This is a genomic window from Variovorax sp. FW301-JW7 (assembly GCF_058788795.1).
Map to the genome: position 1 here is coordinate 27,711 of NZ_JBYTBC010000019.1, position 24,136 is coordinate 51,846.

Genomic DNA, 24,136 nt, shown 5'->3' on the forward strand with positions numbered 1-24,136 from the left:
CAGAAAAGAAAAAACGAGGGGCGGGGCCGACCGCGCCGCGCCGCCTGTCGGGCGCGCTCCCGATCAGCCCTTGTTCGGATTCAGCAGGAATTTCTCCCCGGTCGCCTGCTTCCCATACACCCCGATCGCATCCAGCTGCAGCGCCTCGACCAGCGACACCTCCCGCGTGTAGTGGCTCGCAAACGTCGTCTTCAACTCAGCCACCACGCGCGAACGCAGCCGCTGCGTGCCTTCATCGCCCAGCTTCTGCAGGAACGGGAACAGCAGCCAGCCGCCCATGCCCCAGGCCATGCCGAAGTTGCGCACGAACTCGGTCGGGCTGCGGTCCAGGCCGCCGTAGATGTAGACCTGCTTGTGCGTGGTCGAGCCGTAGCGGCTGTATTCCTTGGCGGTGCGGTTCAGCGCCGCTTCCATGCAGCCGAGGATCTGGCCGGCCAGCTTGCCGCCGCCCGTGGCGTCGAAGGCCAGCGTGGCGCCGGTGGCGACCAGGGCGTCGGTCAGTTGTTCGAGGAAGTCCGGCGAGCTGGCGTTGCACACGTACTTCGCGCCGATGCCGCGCAGCAGCGCTTCCTGCTCGGGCTTGCGCACGATGTTGACGAGGTCGATGCCGTCCTTCTGGCAGATCTTGTTGAGCATCTGGCCCAGGTTGGAGGCCGCCGCCGTGTGCACCAGCGCCTTGTGGCCTTCGCGCTTCATGGTCTCGACCATGCCCAGCGAGGTCAGCGGGTTCACGAAGCACGACGCGCCCTCGGCCGGCGTGGTGCCCGCCGGCAGCTCGAGGCACATCTGCACGGGCACCGCGCGGTACTGCGAGTACATCGCGCCGCCGATGGCCGCCACGGTCTTGCCCAGCAGCGCCTGCGCGGCCGGCGACGAGCCGGCCTTGACCACCACGCCCGCGCCTTCGTTGCCCACCGGCATCGACTGGTCGAGCCGCGCCGCCATCGAGGCGCGCGCGCGTTCGGGCACCGTGGCGGTGACGACCGGGCGATCGGCGGTGCCGGAGGCCACGGCGGTGCTCATGTCGGCGGCGCCGAAGAGCAGGCCCAGGTCCGACGGGTTCATCGGCGAGGCCTCGACGCGGATCACCACCTCGTGGGCCTGCGGTTCGGGCACCGGGTCGTCGTGCAGGGAGAGTTCGAGTTCGCCGTTGGAACGGACGAGGGAGCGCAGTTGGAGTGCCATGGGAAAGCCCCTGTGAAAGGTCGTTCGGAGATGGCCATCGGCCACGGGGCGGCCAGTATAGGAGCGGGTGCGCGCGCCTGCTGGCGCCTTCAAGACACCCTGGGCATCACCGGGGCATGGGCCAGCGCATGGCGCATCCGCAGCGGGTCGAGCCGCTCGATGTAGCGCGGAATGTTGCGCCACAGCGTGTGGTACCCATAGCCGCCGCGCAGCATCTCCTGGCGCGCGCTGTCCTTGTCCCAGTCCTGCACGGCCATGCGGTAGACGGCCGCCACCACGCCCGTGCGGTCGGCGCCGTGCATGCAGTGGATGAGCACCGCCCCTGCTTTTCGGCCTCGCGCATCGCGACCAGCGCGCGCAGCACCTTGGCGTCGTCGATGGCCCAGGTGTTGATCGGCACGCGCACCAGCCGGATGCCGCTGCCCGCAAACACCTTCCGGTCGTCGTTGAAGGAACGCAGGCTCACGACGGTGCGGATGCCCAGCGACTGCAGCGCCGCCACGTTGGCGCGCCGCGGCTGCGCGCTGCGGTACAGCGTGGGCGTGATGCGGTGCAGGTTCTCGACCTGCAGGGCGTCGAGCGGATCGGCCCAGTGATCGGGGCGCAGGTCGGCGGTGTCTTGCTTCATCGTGCGCGGCGAGGCCAGTGGCGACGCACCAGGATCAGCAGCGCCACCGCGAGCCCGCCCCAGTAGTCGACCGGCGCGCCCCACAGCCAGTGCTTGTGCCAGAAGGCCTTCACGGGGTTGAAGTTCTCGAAGCCGAAGGCCGGGTTGATGAGAAACCACAAAAAGTCTTCGCAGACCCAGAACACGATCAGCCCCGCGAGCGCCAGCCCCCAGTCGCGCAGCGTCCAGCGCCCCTGGAAGGCCAGCGGCGAGAAGAACACGAGCATCATGAAGGTGAACACCCAGGCGTGGTACCCCGTCATCGCGCGCCCGCCCCAGAACAGGTCGAGCCAGATGTTGTTCTCGATGCGCCAGGTGGGCAGCGAGGTGGCCCAGCCGGCGCCGCCTTCGATCTGGATCTCGGCGTTGGCGAAGAAGAATGCCATCGTCACGACCCACGCGAGGTAGACCAGCGTGCGGCCGATGTGCGGCCGTGGCTCCGTAGCGTTGCCGCTCATTCGGCAACGCCCAGCACGCGCTGCAGCACCGCGCGCGCGGCCTGCGGCTTGCCCAGGGCGCGGCTGCGCGCGGCCATGGCCGCGAGCTTGGCGGGGTCGGCCATGAGGCGCGCGACCTTGTAGTCCAGGCCGATGGCGTCGTAGGCCAGCCAGGCGGCGCTTTCTTCCATGAGGAAGCCGGCGTTGTGTTCTTCCTGCCCCGGAATCGGCGAGATCAGCAGCATCGGCTTGCCCAGCGCCAGGCACTCCGACACCGTGAGGCCGCCGGGCTTGGTCACGACCAGGTCGGCCGCGGCCATCATCTTGTGCATCTCGTTCGTGAAGCCGACGGCCACCACGCGGCCCGGATGGCGCTGCGACAGCGCCTCGAGCCGCGCATGGGCATCAGCGTTACGGCCGGCCACCGCGATGACCTGGAAGGGCGTGTCGCCGCCCAGCGCCAGCACGCGCTCCACCATGCTCGGCAGGTCGCCCACGCCGGCACCGCCCGAGGCCATCAGCAGCACCGGGCGCGCGGGGTCCAGGCCCAGCGCACTGGCGCAGGCCGCGTGCGCGAGCTCGGGTGCATCGGGCTCGGAAAAGGCCGGCATCACCGGAATGCCGGTGACATGGACGCGCTCGGGCGGAATGCCGCGCGCGCGCAGCCGGAAGGCGACTTCTTCCGTGGCCGCGAGGTAGCCCGTCATGCCCGGCACCAGCCACATGTTGTGCAGGTCGTAGTCGGTGATCTGCAGCCACACGGGGCATTCGATGCGGCCCCGGTTGCGCTCGCGCATCAGCAGCTCGGCCGGCAGGAAGTGGGTGCAGATCACGGCGTCGGGCTTGGCGCGGCGGATCTCGCGCACCAGCGCCCCGGTGCTCAGGCGCTCGATGCCGCGGCGCAGCCGCTGCGAGGGCGCGTGGTGCGGCGTGACGTCGGTGCGCTGGTGCAGGTACGACCACAGCTCGGGCGCGCGGTTCACCAGCTGCAGGTACCAGTCGGTGTACACCTTGCGAAAGCCCGCCGGCACGTGGGCCATGGCGTCGACGTGCACCGCGGTGTGCGGCGCAAACGACTGGGCGAGGGTGGCTTCGAGCGCCTGGGCGGCGCGCACATGGCCGTTGCCGGCGCTCACACTGAGGATCAGGAGGTGGGTCATGCAGTAGGGGTGCCGGCGGCGTGCCGATTGGCGCGCATTATCGCCACGCATTGCGACACATCGGCCCCGGGCATGGCGCGGCGCCCGCCATCGGCGAAAATGTCACGGGACGCCCCGTCCCGCGGGCTGTGCACCGCCACCCCGCCAGCCGCAACCATTGCTCCCATGACCGACACCGCTCCCGCCCCGATCCGCCTCAACAAACGCATGGCCGAACTCGGCCTGTGCTCGCGCCGCGAGGCGGACGACTGGATCGCGCAGGGCTGGGTGCGCGTCAACGGCAAGCCCGCCGAGATGGGCGTGAAGGTCACGCCCAACGACCGCATCGAGGTCGACAAGGCCGCCAAGGGGCAGCAGGCGAACCAGGTCACGATCCTCATCAACAAGCCCATCGGCTACGTGAGCGGGCAGGCCGAGGACGGGCACGAGCCGGCGGTCACGCTGTTCACGCCGCAGAACCGCTGGGTGGAAGACAACGCGCGCTTCTTCTTCGGCCCGCAGCAGCTGCGCGGCCTGGCGCCGTGCGGGCGGCTGGACATCGACTCCACCGGCCTGCTCGTGATGACGCAGGACGGCCGCATCGCGCGCCAGCTCATCGGCGAAGGCTCGACGATGGACAAGGAATACCTCGTGCGCGTGGCCTACCACGGCCTGGACCAGCCCGCGCCCACCGGCCAGCTGGTGCGCCTGGACGACGACGACCCGGTCACCACCAACGTGCAGGCGGTGTTTCCGCCCGCCATGCTGGCCCGGCTGCGGCACGGCCTGAGCCTGGACGGCCAGGCGCTCAAGCCGGCGCGCGTGGAGTGGCAGAACCCCGAGCAGCTGCGCTTCGTGCTGACCGAAGGCAAGAAGCGCCAGATCCGCCGCATGTGCGAGCTGGTCGGCCTGAAGGTGGTGGGCCTGAAGCGCGTGCGCATCGGCAAGGTGATGCTGGGCAACCTGCCGGTGGGCCAGTGGCGCTACCTGGCGCCGCACGAGAAATTCTGACGACCCGCCCATGGCCGCGGTGCTGAGCCGTCGCGCGCTGAACCGGGCCACGCTCGCGCGGCAGATGCTGCTGGCGCGGCGCAAGGCGAGCGTCGTGCAGGCCATCGAGAAGCTGGCCGGGCTGCAGGCGCAGGCCCCCAACCCGCCCTACATCGGCCTGTGGAGCCGGCTCGAAGGCTTTCACCGCGCGCAGCTGACCGACGCGCTGAAGAACCGCCGCATCGTGCGGATGTCGACGCTGCGCGCCACCCTGCACCTGATGACCGCCCCGGACGCGTGGGCCTGGCGGCCATTGCTCGAACCCGTGCACCAGCGCGGCCTGTCGGGCCTGCATGCGCGGGCCCTCGAAGGCGTCGACCGCGCGGCCGTGGTGAAGGCGGGCCGTGCACTGCTCGGCGACGGGCCGCTCACCGGCACCGCCCTCGGCCAGGCGCTCGCGGCGCGCTGGACAGACCACGCGCCGGCCTCGCTCGCCGCGCTCATCCGAAACAATGTGCCGCTGGTCCACCTGCCGCCCGCGGGCAGCTGGAACTCGCACCAGAACGCGCTGCTGCAGCCGCTCGGCGATTGGCTGGGCGATGCCACTGCCAAGATCGCCACCGCCACGCAGGACGACCTGCTCCTGCGCTACCTCGCCGCCTTCGGCCCCGCGACGCTGGCCGATGCCGGCGCGTGGTCGGGCCTCACGGGCTGGAAGGCCGCGGCCGAACGGCTGAGGCCGCAGCTGCGTGTGTTCACCGGCGACGAGGGCCAGGAGCTCTTCGACCTGCCGCGCGCGCCGCGCCCCGACCCCGACACGCCCGCGCCGCCGCGCCTGGTCGCCGAATGGGACAACCTGCTGCTCTCGCACGCCGACCGCCGCCGCGTGCTCGACGAGGCGTACCGCGCGCGCGTCTTCACCATCAACGGCATCGTGCGCGGCACGGTGCTGCTCGACGGCTTCGTGGCGGGCACCTGGAAGATCGAGCGCGCGGCGCAGGCGGCCACCGTCGTTCTGGAGCCCTTCACGCGCTGGTCGGCGGCCGACCGGCGTGGTGTGGAAGAAGAGGCGCTGCGGCTGCTGGCCTTTGCCGCGGACGCAGAGGGCGAGCGGCACGCGGTCCGCGTCCTAAGCCCCGTCTAAGTCTTCGCGCCTACGCTGCGCCGAGGCGCAGGGCCCTGACGATCATCCCGGTCGCGTGCTACCTTGCGCGCAAAGGAGTCGCCGCGATGCGCGTGCTGCTGGTGGAAGACGACGAAATGATCGGGCGCAGCCTGAAGCAGGCGCTCGAGGGCGCGGGCTGGTCGGCCGACTGGGTGCGCGACGGCGAGCTGGCGCACAGCGCGCTCGGCGATGGCGGCTACACCTGCGTGCTGCTCGACCTGGGCCTGCCCCGCCAGGATGGCACCGAGGTGCTGCGCCGCGCGCGCGAACGCGGCGACGCCACGCCCGTGCTGGTGCTCACCGCGCGCGACGGCCTGGACGACCGCATCCACAGCCTGGACCTGGGCGCCGACGACTACCTGCTCAAGCCCTTCGAGTTCCGCGAGCTGCTCGCGCGCATGCGCGCCGTGGTGCGCCGCCGCGACGGCGCCGCGCATTCGCTGATCGGCACCGCCGCGCTGCAGCTGGACCTCACGACGCGCGAGGTGGCCGTGAACGGCGTGCGCGAGGCGCTCACCGCGCGCGAGTTCGCGCTGCTGCATGCGCTGCTGGAGCGGCCCGGCGCCATCCTCTCGCGCGAGCAGCTCGAGAACCGCATCTACGGCTGGGGCGACGAAGTGACCAGCAACGCGATCGACGTGCTGATCCACGGCATGCGCCGCAAGCTCGGCGCCGACGCGATCCGCAACGTGCGCGGGCTGGGCTGGCGAGTGGCGGCATGACCGGTGACCGCCGCTGGTGGCGCCCGCGTTCGCTGCGCACCCAGCTGCTGCTGTGGCTGGTCACGCTGCATGTGGTGGCGGCGGTGCTCACGGCGTGGTTCTCCTTCCTGGCCTACGGCAACCTCGTGCACAACGCACTCGACGACCAGATGCGGCTGGTGGCCGAGTCGTACGCGGGCAACGACCCGCCCAAGACCCCGCGCGCGATGGACGGCGAGGCGGCCTTCTCGCGCGGCGCCTTCGTGGTGCAGCTGTGGAGTGCCGATGGCGCCACCTTGCGCGCGAGCTCGTGGCCCGCGCTGTCGGTGCCGCTGCAGCCCGGCAGCGGCTTCAGCGACGTGCACGCCGAAGGGCCCGCGCATTCGCGCTGGCGCGTGTTCACGGCCGAGCCCGCGCCGCATGCCGACGCACCGCGTGTGCAGGTGCTGCAGAACGAGGACTACCGCCATCGCCGCGCGCTGCGCCGCGCCCTGCTCGAAGGCCTGCCGATCGCGCTGCTGCTGCCGGCGGCGCTGCTGGTGCTGTGGCTCATCGTGTCGGCCGCCTCGCGCTCGCTGCGCGGCGTGGCGCGCGACGTGGCCTCGCAGGACGAGCGCCGCCCCACCGAGCTGTCGCTGGCGCGCGTGCCCGACGAGATCGCGCCGCTGGTGGGCGCCTTCAACCACCTGCTGTCGCGCGTGCGCAGCGCCTTCGCCACGCAGCGGCGCTTCGTGCAGGACGCGGCGCACGAACTGCGCACGCCGATGGCCGCCATCGGCCTGCAGATCGAGAACCTGCGCGCGCACGTGCCGGCCGGCGAAGCCACCGAGCGCTTCAACCAGCTCGAGGCCGGCGTGACGCGCGCGCAGCACCTCATCGAGCAGCTGCTGCAGCTGTCGCGGCAGGACGCGCCGCCCTCGGATGCGCCGGGCGAGCGGGTCGACATCGAGGCGCTGCTGCGCGAGAGCCTGGGCCAGCGCATGGTGCTGGCCGATGCGCGGCGCATCGACGTGGGCTTCGAAGGCCTGACCGGTGCGGTGGTGACTGCGCCGGCCGCCGAGCTGCGCAGCGTGTTCGACAACCTGATCGACAACGCGCTGCGCTACGCGCCCGAAGGCGGCGTGGTCGATGTGCGGCTGCACCGGGTCGACGGGCAGGCGGTGGTCGACGTGCTCGACAACGGACCGGGCATTCCGCCGGCCGAACTGGAGCGCGTGTTCGACCGCTTCTTTCGCGTGCCGGGCGCGGCGGCGGGCGGCAGCGGGCTGGGCCTGGCGATCGCGCGCACGGCGGCCGAGCGGCATGGCCTGCGCATCGAGCTGCGCAACCGGGACGACGGGCCGGGGCTGAGGGCGCGGGTGCTGCTGCCGACGTAGTCGTCGTGGTGCTCACTCCCCGCTCATTCTTCGCTCACGCTGGCCTCAGTCAGGCTGCCTAGAGTGGCTGCAGGCCCTGCTGCGCGCGGTCCGCGCGACGGCACCGGACCGGAGACAACCTGCCCTCAGGAGAACACACCATGCGCACTTCGTTCCAACTTCTTGCCGTTGCTTCCTTCGCCGCGTTCGCGGCGCTGGGCACGGTCAATGCCTCCGCCGAAACCACCGACGGTTCGGACTTCCACCCGCTGCAGATGAATTCGCCGGAGAACCCGGAGGTGCAGGCCGGCGCGATGGCGGCGGCACGTCCGAGCGGCACGGAGCCCATTGGCCAGTCGACGTCGGCGCCGGCAGTCAGTGCGATGACCCCGGTGTCCGACATCCAGGCCGGCGCCTATGCGGCCTCGCACCCGACGGGCACCGAGCCCATCGGGCAATCGACTTCACTGCCGATGGTGAAGTCGGGCAGCGGAAGCTGATTCCGCTGCGGGGGACTTGCAAGCTCAGTCGTCGTTGCTGCTGAGCAGTGCGCGGTAGATCACCGCGCCGATGATCGCGCCCACGATCGGGGCGACCCAGAACAGCCACAGCTCCGACACCGCATACGACGGGCCGAACAGCGCCGGGCCGGTGCTGCGTGCCGGGTTCACCGAGGTGTTGGTCACGGGGATCGACACCAGGTGGATCAGCGTCAGGCACAGGCCGATGGCCATGCCCGCGAAGCCGGCCGCCGCGCGCTTGGCGGTGGCACCCAGGATCACGATCAGGAACACGGCGGTCATCACCACTTCGCTGATGAGTGCGGCCGTCATGCCGTACTTGCCCGGCGAGTGCTCGCCGTAGCCGTTGGTGGCAAAGCCGCCGATGTCCGCGCCCGGCTTGCCGGTGGCAATCAGGTACAGCACGCCGGCTGCGGCGATGGCGCCCAGCACCTGCGACACGATGTAGCCCGGCAGCTGCCCGGCCTTGAAGCGGCCCGCGGCTGCGAGGCCGATCGACACGGCCGGATTGAAGTGGCCGCCCGAGATCGGACCGAGCGCATAGGCGCCGGTGACCACCGTCAAACCGAAGGCCAGCGAGACGCCGAGCAGGCCGATGCCGACGCCCGGAAAGGCCGCCGCCAGAACTGCGCTTCCGCAGCCTCCGAGCGTGAGCCAGAAAGTACCAATGAATTCTGCAGACCACTTTTTGTAGGTACTGTGTTCCATAACGCTCCATCCTGAAGTTGAGAAAGCACGCTCGGCGGGGGCCGAACGCGGGCCGCATTCTAGGAACGGGAAATGGAGGCGTCGAGCAAACCGGCGCGCTTAGCGGCAACTGTTCACGAATGCTGTGGATTTGTGCCCTGCAGCATTTGCAAATGGTCGGGCGAAGGCGAGGCCGCGTCACATCGTCGTCATGCCATCGTCACGACGACCTTGCCGAACGCGCCGCGTTCCAGGTGGTCGAGCGCGGCGGGCAGCGCGTCGAAGCCGTAGCGCGCGGCGATCACCGGCTTGAGCGCATTCGCATCGACCGCGCGCACCAGCTCTTCGAGCGCGCGCCGGTGGCCGACGCCGATGCCCTGCACCGTCACGCGGCCGAGCACCATCGCGTAGAACGACGCGCTCAGCGTGTCGCCGCCGAGCATGCCGATGATCGACACGCGCCCGCCCTGCTTCACGGCCTGCAGCGAGCGGTCGAGGTCGGGGCCGCTGGAGAGTTCGAGCACGTGGTCGGCGCCGCGCCCGTGCGTGAGCCGGCGCACTTCGGCGGGCCAGTCGCTGTCGCGCGCCAGAACGTGCGTGGCGCCGAGCGCGCGCGCCGCGGCCTGCTTGTCGGCGCTGCCCGTCACCACGATGGCCTGCGCGCCATGCAGCCGCGCGAGCTGCAGGCCGAACAGCGCGACGCCGCCGGTGCCGTGGACCAGCACCGTCTCGCCCGCGCGCAGGGCGCCGGTTTCCACCAGTGCGAACCACGCCGTGAGGCCGGCGCAGGGCAGCGTGCTCGCTTCCTCGAGGCTCAGCGTGGCGGGCGCGGCCACGGCCCAGTTCGCATCGATGCACACGTGCGAGGCCAGCATGCCCGGTCCGGGGCCGCCGAGCAGTGTGGTTTCGGCGTGCCAGTGGCTGTCGGTCCAGCCGCCCCAGAAGGTGTTGATCACGCGGTCGCCCACGGCAAAGCGGCGCACGCCGGGGCCCACGGCCACCACGGTGCCCGCCATGTCCGAGCCGGGCGTGAAGGGCAACTCGAGCGCCATGCCCATGCCGTCGCGCACCATGAGCAGGTCGCGGTAGTTGAGCGCCACCGCGCCCACGCGCACGAGGATCTGGCCCGCGCCGGGCGAGGGCATCGGCGCTTCGGCCTGTGCGAGGTGGGCGCGGCCCAGTCGGGGAAGCTGCCAGCGGCGCAGCACATCGGGTTCTTGCATCGGAAAAGGCTCCATCGGAAAAGATCGGCCTCGATGCTATTGACGATGAAAACGATCCGGTGGTGGATAATTTTCCGAAGAATGGTGCTTGAAAGTCTCCAATGAGCCAACGCCTGCAAGGCATCGAGGAGTTCGTCGCGGCGGTGGAGGCGGGCAGCTTCGCGCTCGCCGCGCAGCGCCTGCACGTCACCCGCTCGGCCGTCGCCAAGAGCATCGCGCGGCTCGAGGCGCGGCTGGACACGCGCCTGTTCCTGCGCACCACGCGCAGCCAGAGCCTCACCGAGGAGGGGCACGGCTACTACGAGCGCTGCCGCCGCGCGCTGGCCGAGCTGGAAGCGGCCGAGGCGCTCACCGACGCCGCGCGCCACACGGCCACCGGCCTCGTGCGCCTGAGCATGCCGGCGATGCTCGGGCGGCTCAAGGTCGGGCCGCTGCTGCTCGCATTGGCGCGCCAGCATCCGCAGCTGTCGCTGGAGCTGGCCTTCAACGACCGGCGCGTCGACCTCGTGGAAGAGGGGCTCGACCTGGCCATCCGCAGCGGCGAGCTCGACGACAGCGCCGGCCTCGTGGCGCGGCCGGTCGGCGTGCAGTGGATGCTGCTGTGCGCCGCGCCCGCGTACCTGGCCGAGCGCGGCCATCCGCGCGATCTGCGCGCACTGGTCGCGCCGCACGAGGCCGTGTACTACGCCCGCGACGGGCAGGTCTCGCCCTGGCGTTTTCGCGAAGGCGACGCGGAGGTGGAGGCCGCGCTGCCCTCGCGGCTGCGCTGCGACAGCGCCGAGGTGCTGCTGGAGGCCGCCCTCGGCGGCATGGGCCTGGCGCGGCTGCCGGCCTGGCTGGCGGCCGACGCGCTCGCGGCCGGCACGCTGGTGCGCGTGTTCGACGAGCCCGAGCCTTTCGGTTTTCCGCTGCACGTGATCCGCACGCCGAGCCGCTACCTGCCGCTGAAGACGCGCGTGGTGATCGACTGGCTGGTGGAGCATCTGCCGCCGCTGCTGGCTGCGCGCTGAGCCCATCCACGCCGACGGGCGCTATCCTGCGCTTTCAAACAACGAGGAGACCTGCGCATGCCTTCATTCGCCCCGCCACACACCGTGCGTGCCCTGGCCACCGCCTGCCTGGGCACGGCGCTCCTGCTCGGGGCGCCGCTGGCCGCTGCGCAAGGCACCGTCAACGCGCTGTGCAGCACCGACGTGGGCTGGTGCGAGGCGGCCGCCACGGCCTTCACGCGCGAGACCGGCATCAAGGTGCAGCAGGCCCACAAGGGCACCGGCGAAATCGGTGCACAGCTGCGCGCCGAAGCCGCCAACCCCAAGACCGACCTCTGGTGGGGCGGCACCGGCGACCCGTTCCTGCAGGCCGCCGAACAGGGCCTGCTCGAGCCCTACCGCCCGGCCTACATCAACGACCTGCACGACTGGTCGGTGCGCCAGTACGCCATGTCGCAGAACATGGTGGGCGGCTTCTACACGAGCGCCATGGGCTTCGGTTTCAACACCGACCTGCTGAAGAAAAAGAAGCTCGCCGAGCCGAAGTGCTGGGCCGACCTCATCAAGCCCGAGTACAAGGGCGAGATCGAAATCTCGCACCCCGCCACCAGCGGCACGGCCTACACCATCATCGCGGGCCTGGTGCAGCAGATGGGCGAGGAGCCCGCGTTCGACTACCTGAAGAAGCTGCATAAAAACGTCACCAGCTACACGCGCAGCGGCCAGGCCCAGGCGCCCAACGTGGCCAAGGGCGAGGTGGCCATCGGCGTGAGCTTCATCTTCGGCTTCGAGCGCTGGCGGCACGACAAATTTCCGGTGAAGACCGCCGCGCCCTGCGAAGGCACGGGCTTCGAGATCGGCGGCATCGCGCTCGTGAAGGGCGCGCGCAACAAGGAGAACGCCAAGCGCTACTACGACTGGCTCATGAGCCCCGCGGGCCAGTCCATCGGCGCCAAGGCCGGCAGCCTGCAGTCGCCGGCCAACAAGACCTTCAAACCCGATCCGCGCATTCCGTCGATGGAGAGCGTGAAGCTCATCAAGTACGACTTCGAGAAGTACGGCAAGGCGGCCGAGCGCAAGCGGCTCATCGACCGCTGGACGCGCGAAGTCGAGTCGCAGCCCCGGTAGCCCGTCGCCGGACTCCGGGGACGCAACAGGCGTGCCTTACGAGCAGGCCTTATTGTGCGAGGCGTGCATGCCCTTGGCCTTGGCATCGGCCTCCGTCAGGTACTCGCCCTTCTTGGTCTTGCCGTAGTAGCGGTCGCCCATGCAGTGGTAGACCTTGGTCTGGTCGTTGGCCCAGACCTTGCCGGCACCGCCACCGGGTGCGGCGGCCATCTTCGAGGGGTCGGATGCGCCGGGCGCCTTGGCGCCGGCGGCGGTCGGGGCCGGCGTTGCCGGGGCGGCGGGGGCAGCCGCAGGCGTGGGGGCGGTTGCGGGTGCCGCAGCGGCTGCCTTGGCCTCCTTGCCGTACCAGGTCTGGATGCCCTTGTGGCCGCGGCAGGCGCCCGACTTCGTGTCCGGCGAGGCATAACTGCCGTCCTTGCACTGCACCGTGGTGCCCGCCGGTGCATCGGCCGGCACCTGGGCCTGGGCCGACAGGGCGGTGAAGGCCAGGCCCGCGCAGGCCAGGAACAGGGCGTTGAAATTTGTCGTCATGAGAATCCCTTCGGGGGCAGGTGGTAAGGCGGCCGAGCTTCCGCGTCCGATCCCAGCAGCACCTGACTTGCGGTGCCATCGGGGGCCGCGGCGTGAACTGCGCCACGGATGGGGAAGAATGCTGCTTTCCCGTGCCCGGCCGGCCGCTTGCCAAGCGGGCGATCCGGGCGTGCCGCCGAGGCGACCCGGCTTAGAATTTTTCGGCTCCGATATCCTTCTTTCCCATGGCTGATTCCTCCAATACCAAACTCCCGTTCCAGGCTGAAGTCGCGCAACTGCTGCACCTCGTCACGCATGCGCTGTACTCCAACAAGGAAATCTTCCTGCGCGAGCTGATCTCGAACGCGTCCGACGCGTGCGACAAGCTGCGCTTCGAGGCGCTCGACCACCCCGAGCTCTACGAAGACCAGCCCGATCTCGACGTGCGCCTGTCGTTCGACAAGGCCGCGCGCACCCTCACCATCACCGACAAGGGCATCGGCCTGTCGCGCCAGGAAGCCATCGACAACCTGGGCACCATCGCCAAGAGTGGTACCAAAGACTTCATGAGCCGCCTGAGCGGCGACCAGAAGGCCGACGCACAGCTCATCGGCCAGTTCGGCGTGGGCTTCTACTCGGGCTTCATCGTGGCCGACAAGATCACGGTCGAGTCGCGCCGCGCGGGCCTGCCCGCCGACCAGGGCGTGCGCTGGGTGAGCGGCGGCGCCGGCGACTTCGAGGTGGCCGACATCACGCGCGCCGCGCGCGGCACGAGCATCACGCTGCACCTGCGCGACGACGCCGACGAGTACCTCAACGCCTGGAAGCTCAAGCAGATCGTCGGCAAGTACTCCGACCACATCTCCCTGCCCATCCTGATGGAAAAGGAAGAGTGGAAAGACGGCGAGAACGACCAGCCCGGCGACATGGTGAAAACCGGCGAGTGGGAAACCGTCAACAAGGCCAACGCCCTGTGGAGCCGCCCCAAGAAGGACATCACCGCCGAGCAGTACGAAGAGTTCTACAAGAGCATCAGCCACGACTTCGAGGCGCCGCTGGCCTGGAGCCACAACCGCGTCGAAGGCAGCACCGAGTACACACAGCTCTTGTACATCCCGTCCAAGGCCCCGTTCGACCTGTGGAACCGCGACAAGAGCGCGGGCGTCAAGCTGTACGTCAAGCGCGTCTTCATCATGGACGACGCCGAGGCGCTGCTGCCCAACTACCTGCGCTTCGTGAAGGGCGTGATCGACTCGGCCGACCTGCCGCTGAACGTGAGCCGCGAGCTGCTGCAGGAAAGCCGCGACGTGAAGGCCATCCGCGAAGGCAGCACCAAGCGCGTGCTGTCGATGCTCGAAGACCTGGCCAAGAAGCAGAAGACCGCGCCCGACAGCAACGAAGGCAAGACCGACGTGGGCTCGGGCGAATCGGTGCCGGCCCCCGAGCCGACCGAAGGTGTGACGGACGTGGTCGACAAGAACACGCCCACGGCCGCTGAAACGGCCGCCGCAGCCGCCGACGAATCGGGCAAGTTCGCCAAGTTCTACGCCGAGTTCGGCGCGGTGCTCAAGGAAGGCCTGGGCGAGGACATGGGCAACCGCGACCGCATCGCCAAGCTGCTGCGCTTTGCCTCCACCACGAGCGACGTCGCGAGCGTGAGCTTCGCCGACTACAAGGCGCGCATGAAGGAAGGCCAGGACGCCATCTACTACATCACGGCCGACAACCTCGCCGCCGCCAAGAACAGCCCGCAGCTCGAAGTCTTCAAGAAGAAGGGCATCGAGGTGCTGCTCATGACCGACCGCGTCGACGAGTGGGCGCTGAACTACCTCAACGAGTTCGACGGCACGCCGCTGCAGAGCGTGGCCAAGGGCGCGGTCGACCTGGGCAAGCTGCAGGACGAAGCCGAGAAGAAGGCCGCCGAGGAAGCCGCCGAATCGTTCAAGCCGCTGCTCGAGAAGCTGAAAGAAGCGCTCAAGGACAAGGCCGAAGACGTGCGCGTGACCACGCGCCTGGTCGACTCGCCCGCCTGCCTCGTGGTGGAAGACGGCGGCATGAGCACGCAGCTCGCGCGCATGCTCAAGCAGGCCGGCCAGCCCGCGCCCGACCTCAAGCCCGTGCTCGAAGTCAACGCCGAGCACCCGCTGGTGAAGAAGCTCGAAGGCTCCGCGCATTTCGACGACCTCGCGAACATCCTGTTCGACCAGGCCCTGCTGGCCGAAGGCGGCCTGCCGGCCGACCCGGCCGCCTACGTGAGGCGCGTCAACGCGCTGCTGGTGTGAACGCCCGGCCGCGCATCGTTCGTCGCGCAGCGGCTGCCACCTCGGCGCTGCTGCTGTTGCTTCTGGTGGGCGGCTGTTCGCACTATCACATCGGCATTCCGATCGTGCCCGGGCTCTCGCTCGGGCTCGGTGCCACGAAGGACGGCAATTTTTCCGTCGGCCTGAACACCGGCTGGGGCCCGCTCGGCGCGGGCGTGTCCCTGCACGACAACGGCGCCGTCACCGGCTCGGCCGGTGTCGGCGTGGGGGTCGGCGTCGGGCCGGTCGGCACCGGCGTGGGCGTCGGCAAGAGCGTGGTGCTGCACAACCCGTACGAGGCCGCGCCGGCCGCGCCCGGGCAGGCCACGCCGGCCGTGGTGGTGCCTGCCGGCACACCGCCCGCCACGCCCGTCACCGTCACCAAGGCCGGCGTCACGCGGCCGATGTCGCCGTCGCCACCGATCGCCGCCGCACCTGTGCCAGCGGCCCGCGTGTCCTACCGCGCGCCTGCCGCGACCACCGCCGTCGCGGCCGGCGAAGCAGGCACGCCCGGCAACCCCATCGCGCCCTGATGGTCGCGCCCCTCCCACCCCTGACCGCGCCGCGGCCCGGCGCGAGGCTGCCCTTTCCATGAGTCTCAGTACCGAAGCCGTCCTCGCGCTCGCGCCGGACGACGCCTCCGCGAAGGCCGCCAAAGGCCTGCTCGCGCCCGCCAAGTGGCCCACGCTCGGGCATTCCGACGACGCCGTCTGGGGCGAATGCCAGGGCAGCGGCAGCAAGCCCTACCAGACGCAGGTCGACCTGTCGGGGCCGGTGTTCCGCTGCTCCTGCCCGAGCCGCAAGTTCCCCTGCAAGCACGGCCTGGCGCTGATGCTGCTGCGCGCGCAGAGCGAAGCCAGCTTCACCGCCGCCGCGCCGCCGCCCTGGGTGGCCGACTGGCTCGCCTCGCGCCGCGACAAGGCCGAGAAGAAAGAAGCCCGTGCCGCCGAACCCGCTGCCGCGCCCGATCCTGCTGCCGCCGCCAAGCGCGACGCGCAGCGCTGGAAGCGCATCGAGGCCGGCGTGCAGGAGCTCGCGCGCTGGCTCGACGACCAGACCCAGCGCGGCCTGGCCGCGCTCGGCAGCGAGCAGGCCGAAGGCTGGGCCGCCATGGCCGCGCGCATGGTCGACGCGCAGGCGCCGGGGCTCGGCCAGCGCATCACGCAGGCGGCCGAGCTGATCGGCGCCGGCGAGGGCTGGCCCGCGCGGCTGCTCGACCGGCTGGGCCGGTTGCAACTGATCGTCGATGCGGTGCCGCGCCGCGACAGCCTGTCGCCCGCCACGCGCGCCGACCTGCGCGCCGCGCTCGGCTGGCCGCAGGACCGCGAGGCGCTGCTGGCCGACGGCGAACGCGTGAACGACCACTGGCTCGTGCTGGGCCAGTGCCTGGACGAGCGCGACACCAAGCTGGTCGAGCGCCATGTGTGGCTGCAGGGCCGCGCGAGCGGACGCCGCGCGCTGCTGCTCGACTATTCGCACGGCGGACGCGGCTTCGAGACCGGCTGGGTCAGCGGCAGCGAACGCACGGCCGTGCTGTGCTTCTATCCCGGCCACGCCTCGCAGCGCGCGGTGGTGGCTGAGCTGCCGGCCGAGGCCGCGTCGACTGCTGCGCCTGTCGCGCTTCATGACGAAGCTGGTGAATGGCAACGCATGGCGCAGCAGATCGCGGCCAATCCGTGGCAGCCGCTGCTGCCGTTGGTGTGGGCCGATGCCGTGCCCGCGCGGCACGGCGACCAGTGGTGGCTGCGCCTGGGCGCCGCGTCGCAAGCGCTGCCGATGCAGCTGGCCGCTGCGGAAGCCTGGCAGCTGCTGGCGCATTCGGGCGGCGCGCCGCTGCGCGTGTTCGGCGAATGGGACGGCGAGCAGTTCGCGCCGCTCACCGCGTGGGCGGCTGAGGGTGGAACACCCGTCTGGACCTTGAGCGGAGCACGCGCATGAGCCACTGGAACACCTTGCTGCAGACCGCGCTCGTCGGCACCGCACGCCAACCCGTGCCGGCCGCCGACGGCATGGCCGGCGATTTCGGCGCGCTGCTTCAGGCGCTGCAACAACCCACCGACACCGCGCAAGGCGTGCTGCTGCGCGTCGCGGGCGCCGTGGCCGTCGGCCGCCGTGCGGGCTTCGTCGCGCCGGGCCTGCCCGCCGACAACGCACCGCCTGCCGCCAACGACACCTGCCCCGCGCTCGGCGATCCCGCCTTGCTCGCCGTGATCGCCGATGCCCTCGCCAGCGGCCCGCAGCGCCTGCAGCACGAGGTGCTGGCCGTGCTCGCCGCCGCCGGCTGGCGCCTGCCGCCCAGCCTGCTGCCCGCTGCGCTCGATGCCGGCCGCCGCGACACCGCGCTGCGGCCCGCCGTCGTGCTCGCGCTCGGCGAGCGCGGTCGCTGGCTGGCCGCGCGCAACGACGACTGGCGCTACGCCGTCGGCGCCAGCGCGCAGGCCGACACGCAGACCCGCTGGGACGAAGGCAGCATCGACCAGCGCCGCGCCGTGCTCGCCGAGCAACGCCGCGACGACCCGGCCGGCGCGCGCGAACGCCTCGCCGCCGAACTGCCGCAGCTGCCCGCGAAGGAACGCGCCGTGCTGCTCGGTGCGCTGGCCGAGAACCTCGGCCCCGACGACGAAGCGCTGCTCGAAGCCCAGCTGAAAGACCGCGCGCGCGACGTGCGCCAGACCGTGGTCGAGCTGCTGCAGCGCCTGCCGGCCAGTGCGCACGTGCGGCGCGTGGAGGCCTTCCTCGCGCCGCTGCTGTCGTCGCAAGGCGCGACGTGGCAACTCAACGCCCCCGAGGCCGCCGACCCGCGCTGGAAGGACGACGCCATCGACGCCGCGCGCCCCACGCACGACAGCCTCGGCGAGCGCGCGTGGTGGCTCTACCAGCTCGTGCGCCAGATGCCGCTCGCGTGGTGGACCGCGCGCACCGGCCTGACACCCGCTGCATTGCTCGACTGGGCCGCCCAGGGCGACTGGCACGACGCGCTGCTGCGCGGCTGGAACGAGGCCGTGCTGGCCGCGCCCGATTTCGACTGGTGCGACGCGTTGCTCGACCGCCCGCGTGCCCACCGCGGCGGCGTGGGCCCGCTGCTGGCGCTGCTGCCGCGCGAGCGCCGCGAGCGCCACTGGGCGACGCAACTCGGCGATGCCGGGCAAGGCGTGCAGGACGTCGTCGCCTTCGCCGACCAGGCCTGCGCGCCCGGCGACACGCCGTCGGCCGCGCTGTCGCTGCGCATCGCCCAGGCGCTGCGCATGCGCGTCGAGCGCGGCGACCTCGTCAACGACTACGTGCTGCGCCAGGTGCTCGGCACCGCCGCCGCGCTGCTGCACCTGGATGCACTGGCGCTGCTGGCCGACCTGCCGCGCGCGGCCGAGGAAAGCCCCGGCCTCGCCAACGCACTGGCCGACACCGCGCGCATCGTGCGCGCGCGCCGGCTGGTCGCCACGCTTCCTTCTTCCCCTTCTTCCTCACTTTCAACCTCTTCCCAAGGCCGTCCATGAGCAATGTCCTGCGCCAGCATGCCGAACAGCAATTCGCCGAAGAACTCGAAGCGCTCCAGAAGGTCGACGACCGCCAGCGCCCGGCCAACTGGAAGCTCTCGCCCTGGGCCGTGCTCACCTACCTGATGGGCGGCAAGCTGGCCAACGGCTTCGAGGTCAGCCCCAAGTACATCGGCAATTCGCGCCTGATGGAAATCGCCGTGTCCACGCTCGCCACCGACCGCGCGCTGCTGCTGTACGGCGTGCCGGGCACGGCCAAGTCGTGGGTGTCGGAGCACCTGGCCGCCGCCGTGAGTGGCGACTCGACGATGCTGATCCAGGGCACCGCCGGCACCAGCGAAGAGCAGCTGCGCTACGGCTGGAACTACGCCGAGCTGCTGGCCCACGGCCCGTCCGAGAAGGCGCTGGTGCCGAGCCCGCTGGTGCACGCCATGCGCCTGGGCAAGATCGCGCGCGTCGAAGAGCTCACGCGCATCCCGGCCGACGTGCAGGACTCGCTGATCACCGTGCTGTCGGAAAAGACCCTGCCCGTGCCCGAGCTCGGCACCGAGGTGCAGGCCACGCGCGGCTTCTCGGTCATTGCCACCGCGAACAACCGCGACAAGGGCGTGAACGAACTGTCGAGCGCGCTCAAGCGCCGCTTCAACACCGTGGTGCTGCCGGTGCCGTCGAGCGAGGCCGAGGAAGTGCAGATCGTCGTCAAGCGCGTCGGCGAACTGGGCCGCACGCTCGCACTGCCGGCCGAGCCGCCCGCGCTGCAGGAAGTGCGCCGCGTGGTGCAGATCTTCCGCGAGCTGCGCAACGGCCAGACCGAAGACGGCAAGACGCGCATCAAGTCGCCCACCTCCACGCTCTCGACCGCCGAGGCCATCTCGGTCATCAACAGCGGCATGGCGCTGGCCGGCCACTTCGGCGACGGCGTGCTGCGCTCGGCCGACGTGGCCTCGGGCCTGATCGGCGCGGTCATCAAGGACCCGGTGCAGGACCAGGTGGTGTGGAAGGAATACCTGGAGACCGTGGTGAAGGAACGGGCCGACTGGAAGGACCTGTACCGCGCCTGCCGAGAACAACTCTGACGCGAGCCGGCGCATGAGCACGAGCGCGGCGCCTTCGCCGCTGCACTACTTCGGCATCCGCCACCACGGCCCCGGCTGTGCGCGCAGCCTGCTGCGCGCCTTCGAGTCGCTGCAGCCCGACTGCATCCTCGTCGAGGGCCCGCCCGAGGCCGAGCCGCTGCTGTCCTTCCTCGCGCATGCCGACCTGCAACCGCCGGTGGCGGTGCTGATCCACGCGAGCGAAGACACCGGCCTGGCCGCGTTCTATCCCTTCGCCACCTTCTCTCCCGAGTGGCAGGCGCTGCAATGGGGCGCCGCGCGCGGCGTGCCCACGCGCTTCATCGACCTGCCGCAGGCGCATCGCATGGCGATCGAGCAGGCTGCGCGTGTGGCCGACGAGGCCAAGGCGGCAGAACCTGTTGACACACCACTCGACGATGACGAGACCGACACGGTGCCCGTCGCCGAAACGGTCGAAGCGCCCGAGGAAGAACAAGCGGCGAACACGCTGCCCGACGACCCCTTCGACTGGCTCGCCCACGCCGCCGGCTATGCCGACGGCGAGAGCTGGTGGAACCACATGGTCGAGGAACGCGGCGACGGCGAAGACCTGTTCGGCGCCATCGCCGAAGCCATGACGGCCGTGCGCGCCGAAACGCCCGAAGACCGGCGCGGCGTGCGCGCGATGGAACGCGAGCAGCGGCGCGAAGCCTTCATGCGGCAATCGATCCGCGAGGCCGTCAAGGCCGGTCACCAGCGCATCGCCGTCGTGTGCGGTGCGTGGCACGTGCCCGCGCTGCAGGGCGTGGCCACCGCCAAGGCCGATGCGGCGCTGCTCAAGGGCCTGCCCAAGCTCAAGGTGCTCGCGACCTGGGTGCCGTGGACTTACCGCCACCTCACGAGCGCCAGCGGCTACGGCGCCGGCATCGATTCGCCGGGCTGGTACGAGCACCTGTGGCAGCAGGGGCACGAGGTGGCGGGGCGCAGCACCGGCTGGCTCGCCCGCGTTGCGCGCCTGCTGCGCGAGCACGACCTCGACTGCTCCTCCGCCCACCTCATCGAGGCCACGCGCCTGGCCGACACGCTGGCCGCATTGCGCGAGCGCCCCGCGCCCGGCCTGCCCGAGCTCGACGAGGCCGTGCGCAGCGTGATCTGCATGGGCGAGCAGGCGCCGCTCACGCTCATCCGCGAGCGTCTCACGGTCGGCGACCGCATGGGCCAGGTGCCGGCCGACGTGCCCACCGTGCCGCTGCAGCGCGACCTCGAACAGGCGCAGAAAAGCCTGCGCCTCAAGCCCGAGGCCACCGCCAAGACGCTCGACCTCGACCTGCGCCAGCCCAACGACCTGGCACGCAGCCACCTGCTGCACCGCCTGCGCCTGCTCGACCTGCCGTGGGGCGAGGTCACCGCCGGCCAGCGCGCGAGCCGAGGCACCTTCCACGAGGTGTGGCAGCTGCAGTGGCAGCCCGAGTTCGCACTGCGCGTCATCGAGGCCAGCCGCTTCGGCGCCACCGTGGCGCACGCCGCCAGCGCGCGCGTGATGGAAGGGCTCGCGGCCGAGACCTCGCTCACCGCACTGGCCGAGCAGGTCGACACCGTGCTGCTGGCCGACCTGCCCGTGGCCGTGCAGGCCGTGACCCGCGCGCTCGAAGACCGCGCCGCGCTCACCGGCGACGCCGTGCAGCTCATCGGCGCCGTGCCGCCGCTGGCCAACGTGTTCCGCTACGGCAGCGTGCGCCAGACCGACAGCGCGCTGCTCTCGCACGTGCTCGACAGCCTCATCGTGCGCGGCGCCATCGGCCTGCCGATTGCGTGCGGCGCGCTCGACGCCGAAGCCGCCGAGTCGCTGCGCACCCGCCTCATCGGTGCGCACGACGCCGTGCGCCTGCGCGACGGCGAAGAAACCACCACCGCCTGGCGCAACGCGCTGCGCGCCATCGCCTTCGGCGAAACCGGCGCGCCGCTGCTGCGCGGCGTGAGCTGCCGGCTGCTGCTCGACGATGCGCAGATCGACAGCGACGGCGCCTCGCAGCAACTCGCGCGCAACCTCTCGGCCGGCGCGCCGCCCACCGATGCGGCGGCCTGGCTCGAAGGCTTTCTCAACCGCAACGCGATGGTGCTGCTGCACGACGATGCCGTGTGGTCGCTGGTCGACAGCTGGCTCGCGGGGCTCGGCGAGGAGCACTTCGTGCAGGTGTTGCCGCTGGTGCGGCGCAGCTTCGCGGACTTCTCGGGCGCCGACCGGCGCGCGCTCGGCGAACGCGCGAAACGCGGCGCCGTCGGCGGCACCTTGCCGTCCGCCGTGGCCGCCACCGACTGGGACGAATCACGCGCGGTGCTCGCGCTGCCGCTGCTGCGGGAACTGCTGGGAGTGAAGGCATGAGCGCGAACCCGATGGAAGACGAGACCCTGCCGCCCACCGACCGCCTGCAGCGCTGGCGCCTCGTGCTCGGCAGCGAGGCCAACGCCAGCTGCGGCGCCATCGAAGGCCGCGTGCGCGAGATCGACCAGGCGCTGGCCGCGCTCTACGAAGCCGACGGCCGGCGCGGCCTGGGCCAGGGCGGGCAGCGCGGCGGCCGGGGCGATTCGGCGCCCAGCGTGGCGCGCTGGCTCGGCGACATCCGCAAGTACTTTCCGAGCCAGGTGGTGCAGGTGATGCAGCGCGACGCGATGGAGCGGCTCAACCTGCGCCAGATGCTGCTGCAGCCCGAGATGCTCGAGAACGCGCAGCCCGACGTGCACCTGGTGGCCAACCTCGTCGCGCTGGCGAGCGTGATCCCGGCCGGCACCAAGGACACGGCGCGCGCCGTGGTGCGCAAGGTGGTCGACGAGCTCATGAAGAAGCTCGAGGAGCCGATGCGCAGCGCCGTGAGCGGCGCGCTCAACCGCAGCCAGCGCAACCGCCGCCCGCGCCATTCGGAGATCGACTGGCACCGCACCATCCGCGCCAACCTGCGCCACTGGCAGCCCGAGTACCGCACCGTGGTGCCGCAGACGCTGGTGGGCTACGGGCGCAAGGCGCGCCAGCCGCAGCGTGAAGTGATCCTGTGCATCGACCAGAGCGGCTCCATGGCCGCGTCGGTCGTCTATTCGAGCATCTTCGGCGCGGTGATGGCGAGCCTGCCGGCGGTGTCGACCAAGCTGGTGGTGTTCGACACCGCCGTGGTCGACATGACCGAGCAGCTGCAAGACCCGGTCGACCTGCTGTTCGGCGTGCAGCTGGGCGGCGGCACCGACATCAACGGCGCGGTGGGCTACTGCCAGACGCTGGTGCGCGAGCCGCGCAACACCATCCTGATCCTGATCTCCGACCTGTACGAAGGCGGCGTGGAAGACGGCCTGCTGCGCCGCGCCCACCAGCTGGTGGAGGCCGGCGTGCAGTTCATCGCGCTGCTGGCGCTCAGCGACGAGGGCGCGCCCTCGTACGACCGCGACCTGGCCGCCAAGCTCGCGGCGCTGGGCGTGCCCTCGTTCGCCTGCACGCCCGATGCGTTCCCCGGCCTCATGGCTGCGGCCATCAAGCGCGAGGACGTGTCGACCTGGGCCGCGGGGCAGGGCCTGAAGACCAGCCGGGCCGCCCCGTGACGCAGCGCCGCCTGCCCGACCTGAAGCGACGGCGGCTGGCCGCCTTCCTGGGGCTGGCGGCGGGCGCGAGTGGCTTGGGCGGCACGGTATGGGCGCAGCCCTCCGACGACACCGCGCGCCCGATCCGCTGGATCGTGCCGTTCCCGACGGGCGCGATCGCCGACGTCGTCGCGCGCGCCATCGGCGCCCAGCTCGCCATCGACACGGGCCAGCCGGTGCAGATCGAGAACCGGCCCGGCGGCAACACCGCGCTCGCCGCCCTCGAGGCTGCGCGCGCGCCGGCCGACGGCCACACCGTGCTGTCGGCCGACAACGGCATGTGGGTGTTCAACCCCGCGCTGTACCGCAGCCTGAGCTACAGCCCGTCGCGCGATTTCACGCCCGTCACGCAGCTGGTGCGGCTGCCGATGGTGCTGCTGGTCGGCCCGGCCAGCGGCGTGCGCGATGCGCGTGCCTTCATCGAGGACGCGCGCGCCTTTCCGGGCCGCTTCAGTTTTGCGTCGGCCGGCAACGGCAGCGCGCAGCACCTCGCGATGGCGCTGCTGGCGCGCGAGGCGGGGCTGGAGATGGTGCATGTGCCGTACCGCAGCGCCGGGCCGGCGCTGGTCGAGGTGGCGGGCGGGCAGTTGCCGTTCGCGATGGGCGAGCTCGCCACGGCGCGCCGCTTCATCCAGGGCGGCCGGCTGCGCGTGCTCGCGGTGGCGAACCCCGCGCGCCTGGCCCAACTGCCGGGCGTGCCGACCTTCGCGGAACTGGGCCTGCCGAAGGTCGAGGCCGCGATCTTCCATGGCCTCGTGGCACCGGCGGGCACGCCGCCCGAGGTGGTGGCGCGGCTGCAGCGCGCGGTGGCCAGCGCGCTGCACAACCCGGTGGTGCAGCGCCGCCTCGCCGAGGCCGGCGTCGAGCCGGTGGGCGGCACGCCGGCCGAGTTCGAAACGCTGCTGGCGCGCGAGTCGGCGCGCTGGCATCCGCTGATCCGCGCGCTCAAGCTCTCGCTGGATTGAA

The 24,136-nt window shown here is 71.3% G+C and carries 22 protein-coding genes; 15 read left to right on the forward strand and 7 right to left on the reverse strand.

What is annotated here, in order from left to right; genetic code table 11:
• Window positions 1-63: 63 nt before the first annotated feature.
• From AC3WQM_RS30125 to AC3WQM_RS30140, 4 genes are all read right to left on the reverse strand, one after another.
• Window positions 64-1,185: a zinc-binding dehydrogenase gene (locus AC3WQM_RS30125; protein WP_492683615.1), complete on the reverse strand. Its 1,122-nt coding sequence runs from the start codon at window positions 1,183-1,185 to the stop codon at window positions 64-66.
• An 89-nt stretch (window positions 1,186-1,274) separates the two neighbouring features.
• On the reverse strand, window positions 1,275-1,502 hold the full coding sequence (locus AC3WQM_RS30130) for a tyrosine-protein phosphatase (RefSeq protein WP_492683616.1): 228 nt from the start codon (window positions 1,500-1,502) through the stop codon (window positions 1,275-1,277).
• Between the two features lie 307 nt (window positions 1,503-1,809).
• On the reverse strand, window positions 1,810-2,310 hold the full coding sequence (locus AC3WQM_RS30135; protein WP_307637607.1) for a hypothetical protein: 501 nt from the start codon (window positions 2,308-2,310) through the stop codon (window positions 1,810-1,812).
• Window positions 2,307-3,449 (reverse strand): MGDG synthase family glycosyltransferase, encoded by a 1,143-nt coding sequence (locus AC3WQM_RS30140; protein ID WP_492683617.1) that lies wholly within the window; start codon window positions 3,447-3,449, stop codon window positions 2,307-2,309. Before AC3WQM_RS30140 ends, AC3WQM_RS30135 begins: the two co-directional genes overlap by 4 nt.
• 165 nt (window positions 3,450-3,614) lie before the next feature.
• Here AC3WQM_RS30140 and AC3WQM_RS30145 point away from each other — a divergent pair, with 165 nt between their 5' ends.
• From AC3WQM_RS30145 to AC3WQM_RS30165, 5 genes are all read left to right on the forward strand, one after another.
• Window positions 3,615-4,439, forward strand: coding sequence for a pseudouridine synthase (locus AC3WQM_RS30145; RefSeq protein ID WP_492683618.1), 825 nt, complete (start codon window positions 3,615-3,617; stop codon window positions 4,437-4,439).
• 10 nt (window positions 4,440-4,449) lie between these two features.
• Entirely contained in the window at window positions 4,450-5,562 is a 1,113-nt protein-coding gene (locus AC3WQM_RS30150; protein ID WP_492683619.1) for a winged helix DNA-binding domain-containing protein, read from the forward strand.
• A gap of 86 nt (window positions 5,563-5,648) precedes the next feature.
• Window positions 5,649-6,305, forward strand: a complete 657-nt coding sequence (locus AC3WQM_RS30155; protein WP_062480678.1) for a response regulator — start codon at window positions 5,649-5,651, stop codon at window positions 6,303-6,305.
• Window positions 6,302-7,660, forward strand: a complete 1,359-nt coding sequence (locus AC3WQM_RS30160) for a sensor histidine kinase (RefSeq protein ID WP_492683620.1) — start codon at window positions 6,302-6,304, stop codon at window positions 7,658-7,660. Before AC3WQM_RS30155 ends, AC3WQM_RS30160 begins: the two co-directional genes overlap by 4 nt.
• Window positions 7,661-7,800: 140 nt before the next feature.
• Entirely contained in the window at window positions 7,801-8,139 is a 339-nt protein-coding gene (locus AC3WQM_RS30165; protein WP_492683621.1) for a hypothetical protein, read from the forward strand.
• A gap of 24 nt (window positions 8,140-8,163) precedes the next feature.
• On the opposite strand, the gene aqpZ is transcribed toward AC3WQM_RS30165, so the two are convergent.
• Together aqpZ and AC3WQM_RS30175 are read right to left on the reverse strand one after the other, a co-directional pair.
• Window positions 8,164-8,868 carry an aquaporin Z gene (gene aqpZ, locus AC3WQM_RS30170; protein ID WP_095747097.1) on the reverse strand — a complete coding sequence of 235 codons (705 nt, stop codon included), beginning with the start codon at window positions 8,866-8,868 and terminating at the stop codon, window positions 8,164-8,166.
• Between the two features lie 188 nt (window positions 8,869-9,056).
• Entirely contained in the window at window positions 9,057-10,070 is a 1,014-nt protein-coding gene (locus AC3WQM_RS30175) for a zinc-dependent alcohol dehydrogenase family protein (protein ID WP_492683622.1), read from the reverse strand.
• Window positions 10,071-10,171: 101 nt separating this feature from the next.
• On the opposite strand from AC3WQM_RS30175, the gene AC3WQM_RS30180 reads away from it, so the two are divergent.
• Together AC3WQM_RS30180 and AC3WQM_RS30185 are read left to right on the forward strand one after the other, a co-directional pair.
• Entirely contained in the window at window positions 10,172-11,080 is a 909-nt protein-coding gene (locus AC3WQM_RS30180) for a LysR substrate-binding domain-containing protein (protein WP_492683623.1), read from the forward strand.
• Between the two features lie 57 nt (window positions 11,081-11,137).
• Entirely contained in the window at window positions 11,138-12,187 is a 1,050-nt protein-coding gene (locus tag AC3WQM_RS30185; protein ID WP_492683624.1) for an ABC transporter substrate-binding protein, read from the forward strand.
• 36 nt (window positions 12,188-12,223) lie between these two features.
• Here AC3WQM_RS30185 and AC3WQM_RS30190 read toward each other — a convergent pair whose 3' ends face one another.
• A complete protein-coding gene (locus AC3WQM_RS30190; RefSeq protein WP_492683625.1) occupies window positions 12,224-12,718 on the reverse strand; it encodes a DUF3761 domain-containing protein in 495 nt (164 codons plus the stop codon).
• Between the two features lie 224 nt (window positions 12,719-12,942).
• Here AC3WQM_RS30190 and htpG point away from each other — a divergent pair, with 224 nt between their 5' ends.
• The 8 genes from htpG to AC3WQM_RS30230 are packed head-to-tail and all read left to right on the forward strand — an operon-like array spanning window position 12,943 to window position 24,135.
• Window positions 12,943-14,979: a molecular chaperone HtpG gene (htpG, locus tag AC3WQM_RS30195; protein WP_492683626.1), complete on the forward strand. Its 2,037-nt coding sequence runs from the start codon at window positions 12,943-12,945 to the stop codon at window positions 14,977-14,979.
• Window positions 14,976-15,530 carry a hypothetical protein gene (locus AC3WQM_RS30200; protein ID WP_492683627.1) on the forward strand — a complete coding sequence of 185 codons (555 nt, stop codon included), beginning with the start codon at window positions 14,976-14,978 and terminating at the stop codon, window positions 15,528-15,530. Before htpG ends, AC3WQM_RS30200 begins: the two co-directional genes overlap by 4 nt.
• Window positions 15,531-15,588: 58 nt before the next feature.
• The gene (locus AC3WQM_RS30205) at window positions 15,589-16,935 is read left to right on the forward strand and encodes an SWIM zinc finger family protein (RefSeq protein WP_492683628.1); all 1,347 of its coding nucleotides are present in this window, start codon (window positions 15,589-15,591) and stop codon (window positions 16,933-16,935) included.
• Entirely contained in the window at window positions 16,932-18,491 is a 1,560-nt protein-coding gene (locus tag AC3WQM_RS30210; protein ID WP_492683629.1) for a DUF5691 domain-containing protein, read from the forward strand. The genes AC3WQM_RS30205 and AC3WQM_RS30210 overlap by 4 nt, the downstream gene beginning before the upstream one ends.
• Complete coding sequence (locus AC3WQM_RS30215; RefSeq protein WP_492683630.1) at window positions 18,488-19,567, forward strand: AAA family ATPase; 1,080 nt, start codon at window positions 18,488-18,490, stop codon at window positions 19,565-19,567. The genes AC3WQM_RS30210 and AC3WQM_RS30215 overlap by 4 nt, the downstream gene beginning before the upstream one ends.
• 13 nt (window positions 19,568-19,580) lie before the next feature.
• Window positions 19,581-21,929: a DUF5682 family protein gene (locus AC3WQM_RS30220; RefSeq protein ID WP_492683631.1), complete on the forward strand. Its 2,349-nt coding sequence runs from the start codon at window positions 19,581-19,583 to the stop codon at window positions 21,927-21,929.
• Entirely contained in the window at window positions 21,926-23,131 is a 1,206-nt protein-coding gene (locus AC3WQM_RS30225; protein ID WP_492683632.1) for a VWA domain-containing protein, read from the forward strand. Before AC3WQM_RS30220 ends, AC3WQM_RS30225 begins: the two co-directional genes overlap by 4 nt.
• Window positions 23,128-24,135 (forward strand): Bug family tripartite tricarboxylate transporter substrate binding protein, encoded by a 1,008-nt coding sequence (locus AC3WQM_RS30230; RefSeq protein ID WP_492683633.1) that lies wholly within the window; start codon window positions 23,128-23,130, stop codon window positions 24,133-24,135. The genes AC3WQM_RS30225 and AC3WQM_RS30230 overlap by 4 nt, the downstream gene beginning before the upstream one ends.
• The last annotated feature ends 1 nt before the right edge of the window (window position 24,136 follow it).

What these genes read in the sequence shown, in the direction of transcription:
- AC3WQM_RS30125 (WP_492683615.1), bottom strand. Translation starts at nt 1,185, where the DNA reads ATGGCACTCCAACTGCGCTCCCTCGTCCGTTCCAACGGCGAACTCGAA.
- AC3WQM_RS30135 (WP_307637607.1), bottom strand. Translation starts at nt 2,310, where the DNA reads ATGAGCGGCAACGCTACGGAGCCACGGCCGCACATCGGCCGCACGCTG.
- AC3WQM_RS30140 (WP_492683617.1), bottom strand. Translation starts at nt 3,449, where the DNA reads ATGACCCACCTCCTGATCCTCAGTGTGAGCGCCGGCAACGGCCATGTG.
- AC3WQM_RS30145 (WP_492683618.1), top strand. Translation starts at nt 3,615, where the DNA reads ATGACCGACACCGCTCCCGCCCCGATCCGCCTCAACAAACGCATGGCC.
- AC3WQM_RS30150 (WP_492683619.1), top strand. Translation starts at nt 4,450, where the DNA reads ATGGCCGCGGTGCTGAGCCGTCGCGCGCTGAACCGGGCCACGCTCGCG.
- AC3WQM_RS30155 (WP_062480678.1), top strand. Translation starts at nt 5,649, where the DNA reads ATGCGCGTGCTGCTGGTGGAAGACGACGAAATGATCGGGCGCAGCCTG.
- AC3WQM_RS30160 (WP_492683620.1), top strand. Translation starts at nt 6,302, where the DNA reads ATGACCGGTGACCGCCGCTGGTGGCGCCCGCGTTCGCTGCGCACCCAG.
- AC3WQM_RS30165 (WP_492683621.1), top strand. Translation starts at nt 7,801, where the DNA reads ATGCGCACTTCGTTCCAACTTCTTGCCGTTGCTTCCTTCGCCGCGTTC.
- aqpZ (WP_095747097.1), bottom strand. Translation starts at nt 8,868, where the DNA reads ATGGAACACAGTACCTACAAAAAGTGGTCTGCAGAATTCATTGGTACT.
- AC3WQM_RS30175 (WP_492683622.1), bottom strand. Translation starts at nt 10,070, where the DNA reads ATGCAAGAACCCGATGTGCTGCGCCGCTGGCAGCTTCCCCGACTGGGC.
- AC3WQM_RS30180 (WP_492683623.1), top strand. Translation starts at nt 10,172, where the DNA reads ATGAGCCAACGCCTGCAAGGCATCGAGGAGTTCGTCGCGGCGGTGGAG.
- AC3WQM_RS30185 (WP_492683624.1), top strand. Translation starts at nt 11,138, where the DNA reads ATGCCTTCATTCGCCCCGCCACACACCGTGCGTGCCCTGGCCACCGCC.
- AC3WQM_RS30190 (WP_492683625.1), bottom strand. Translation starts at nt 12,718, where the DNA reads ATGACGACAAATTTCAACGCCCTGTTCCTGGCCTGCGCGGGCCTGGCC.
- htpG (WP_492683626.1), top strand. Translation starts at nt 12,943, where the DNA reads ATGGCTGATTCCTCCAATACCAAACTCCCGTTCCAGGCTGAAGTCGCG.
- AC3WQM_RS30205 (WP_492683628.1), top strand. Translation starts at nt 15,589, where the DNA reads ATGAGTCTCAGTACCGAAGCCGTCCTCGCGCTCGCGCCGGACGACGCC.
- AC3WQM_RS30210 (WP_492683629.1), top strand. Translation starts at nt 16,932, where the DNA reads ATGAGCCACTGGAACACCTTGCTGCAGACCGCGCTCGTCGGCACCGCA.
- AC3WQM_RS30215 (WP_492683630.1), top strand. Translation starts at nt 18,488, where the DNA reads ATGAGCAATGTCCTGCGCCAGCATGCCGAACAGCAATTCGCCGAAGAA.
- AC3WQM_RS30220 (WP_492683631.1), top strand. Translation starts at nt 19,581, where the DNA reads ATGAGCACGAGCGCGGCGCCTTCGCCGCTGCACTACTTCGGCATCCGC.
- AC3WQM_RS30225 (WP_492683632.1), top strand. Translation starts at nt 21,926, where the DNA reads ATGAGCGCGAACCCGATGGAAGACGAGACCCTGCCGCCCACCGACCGC.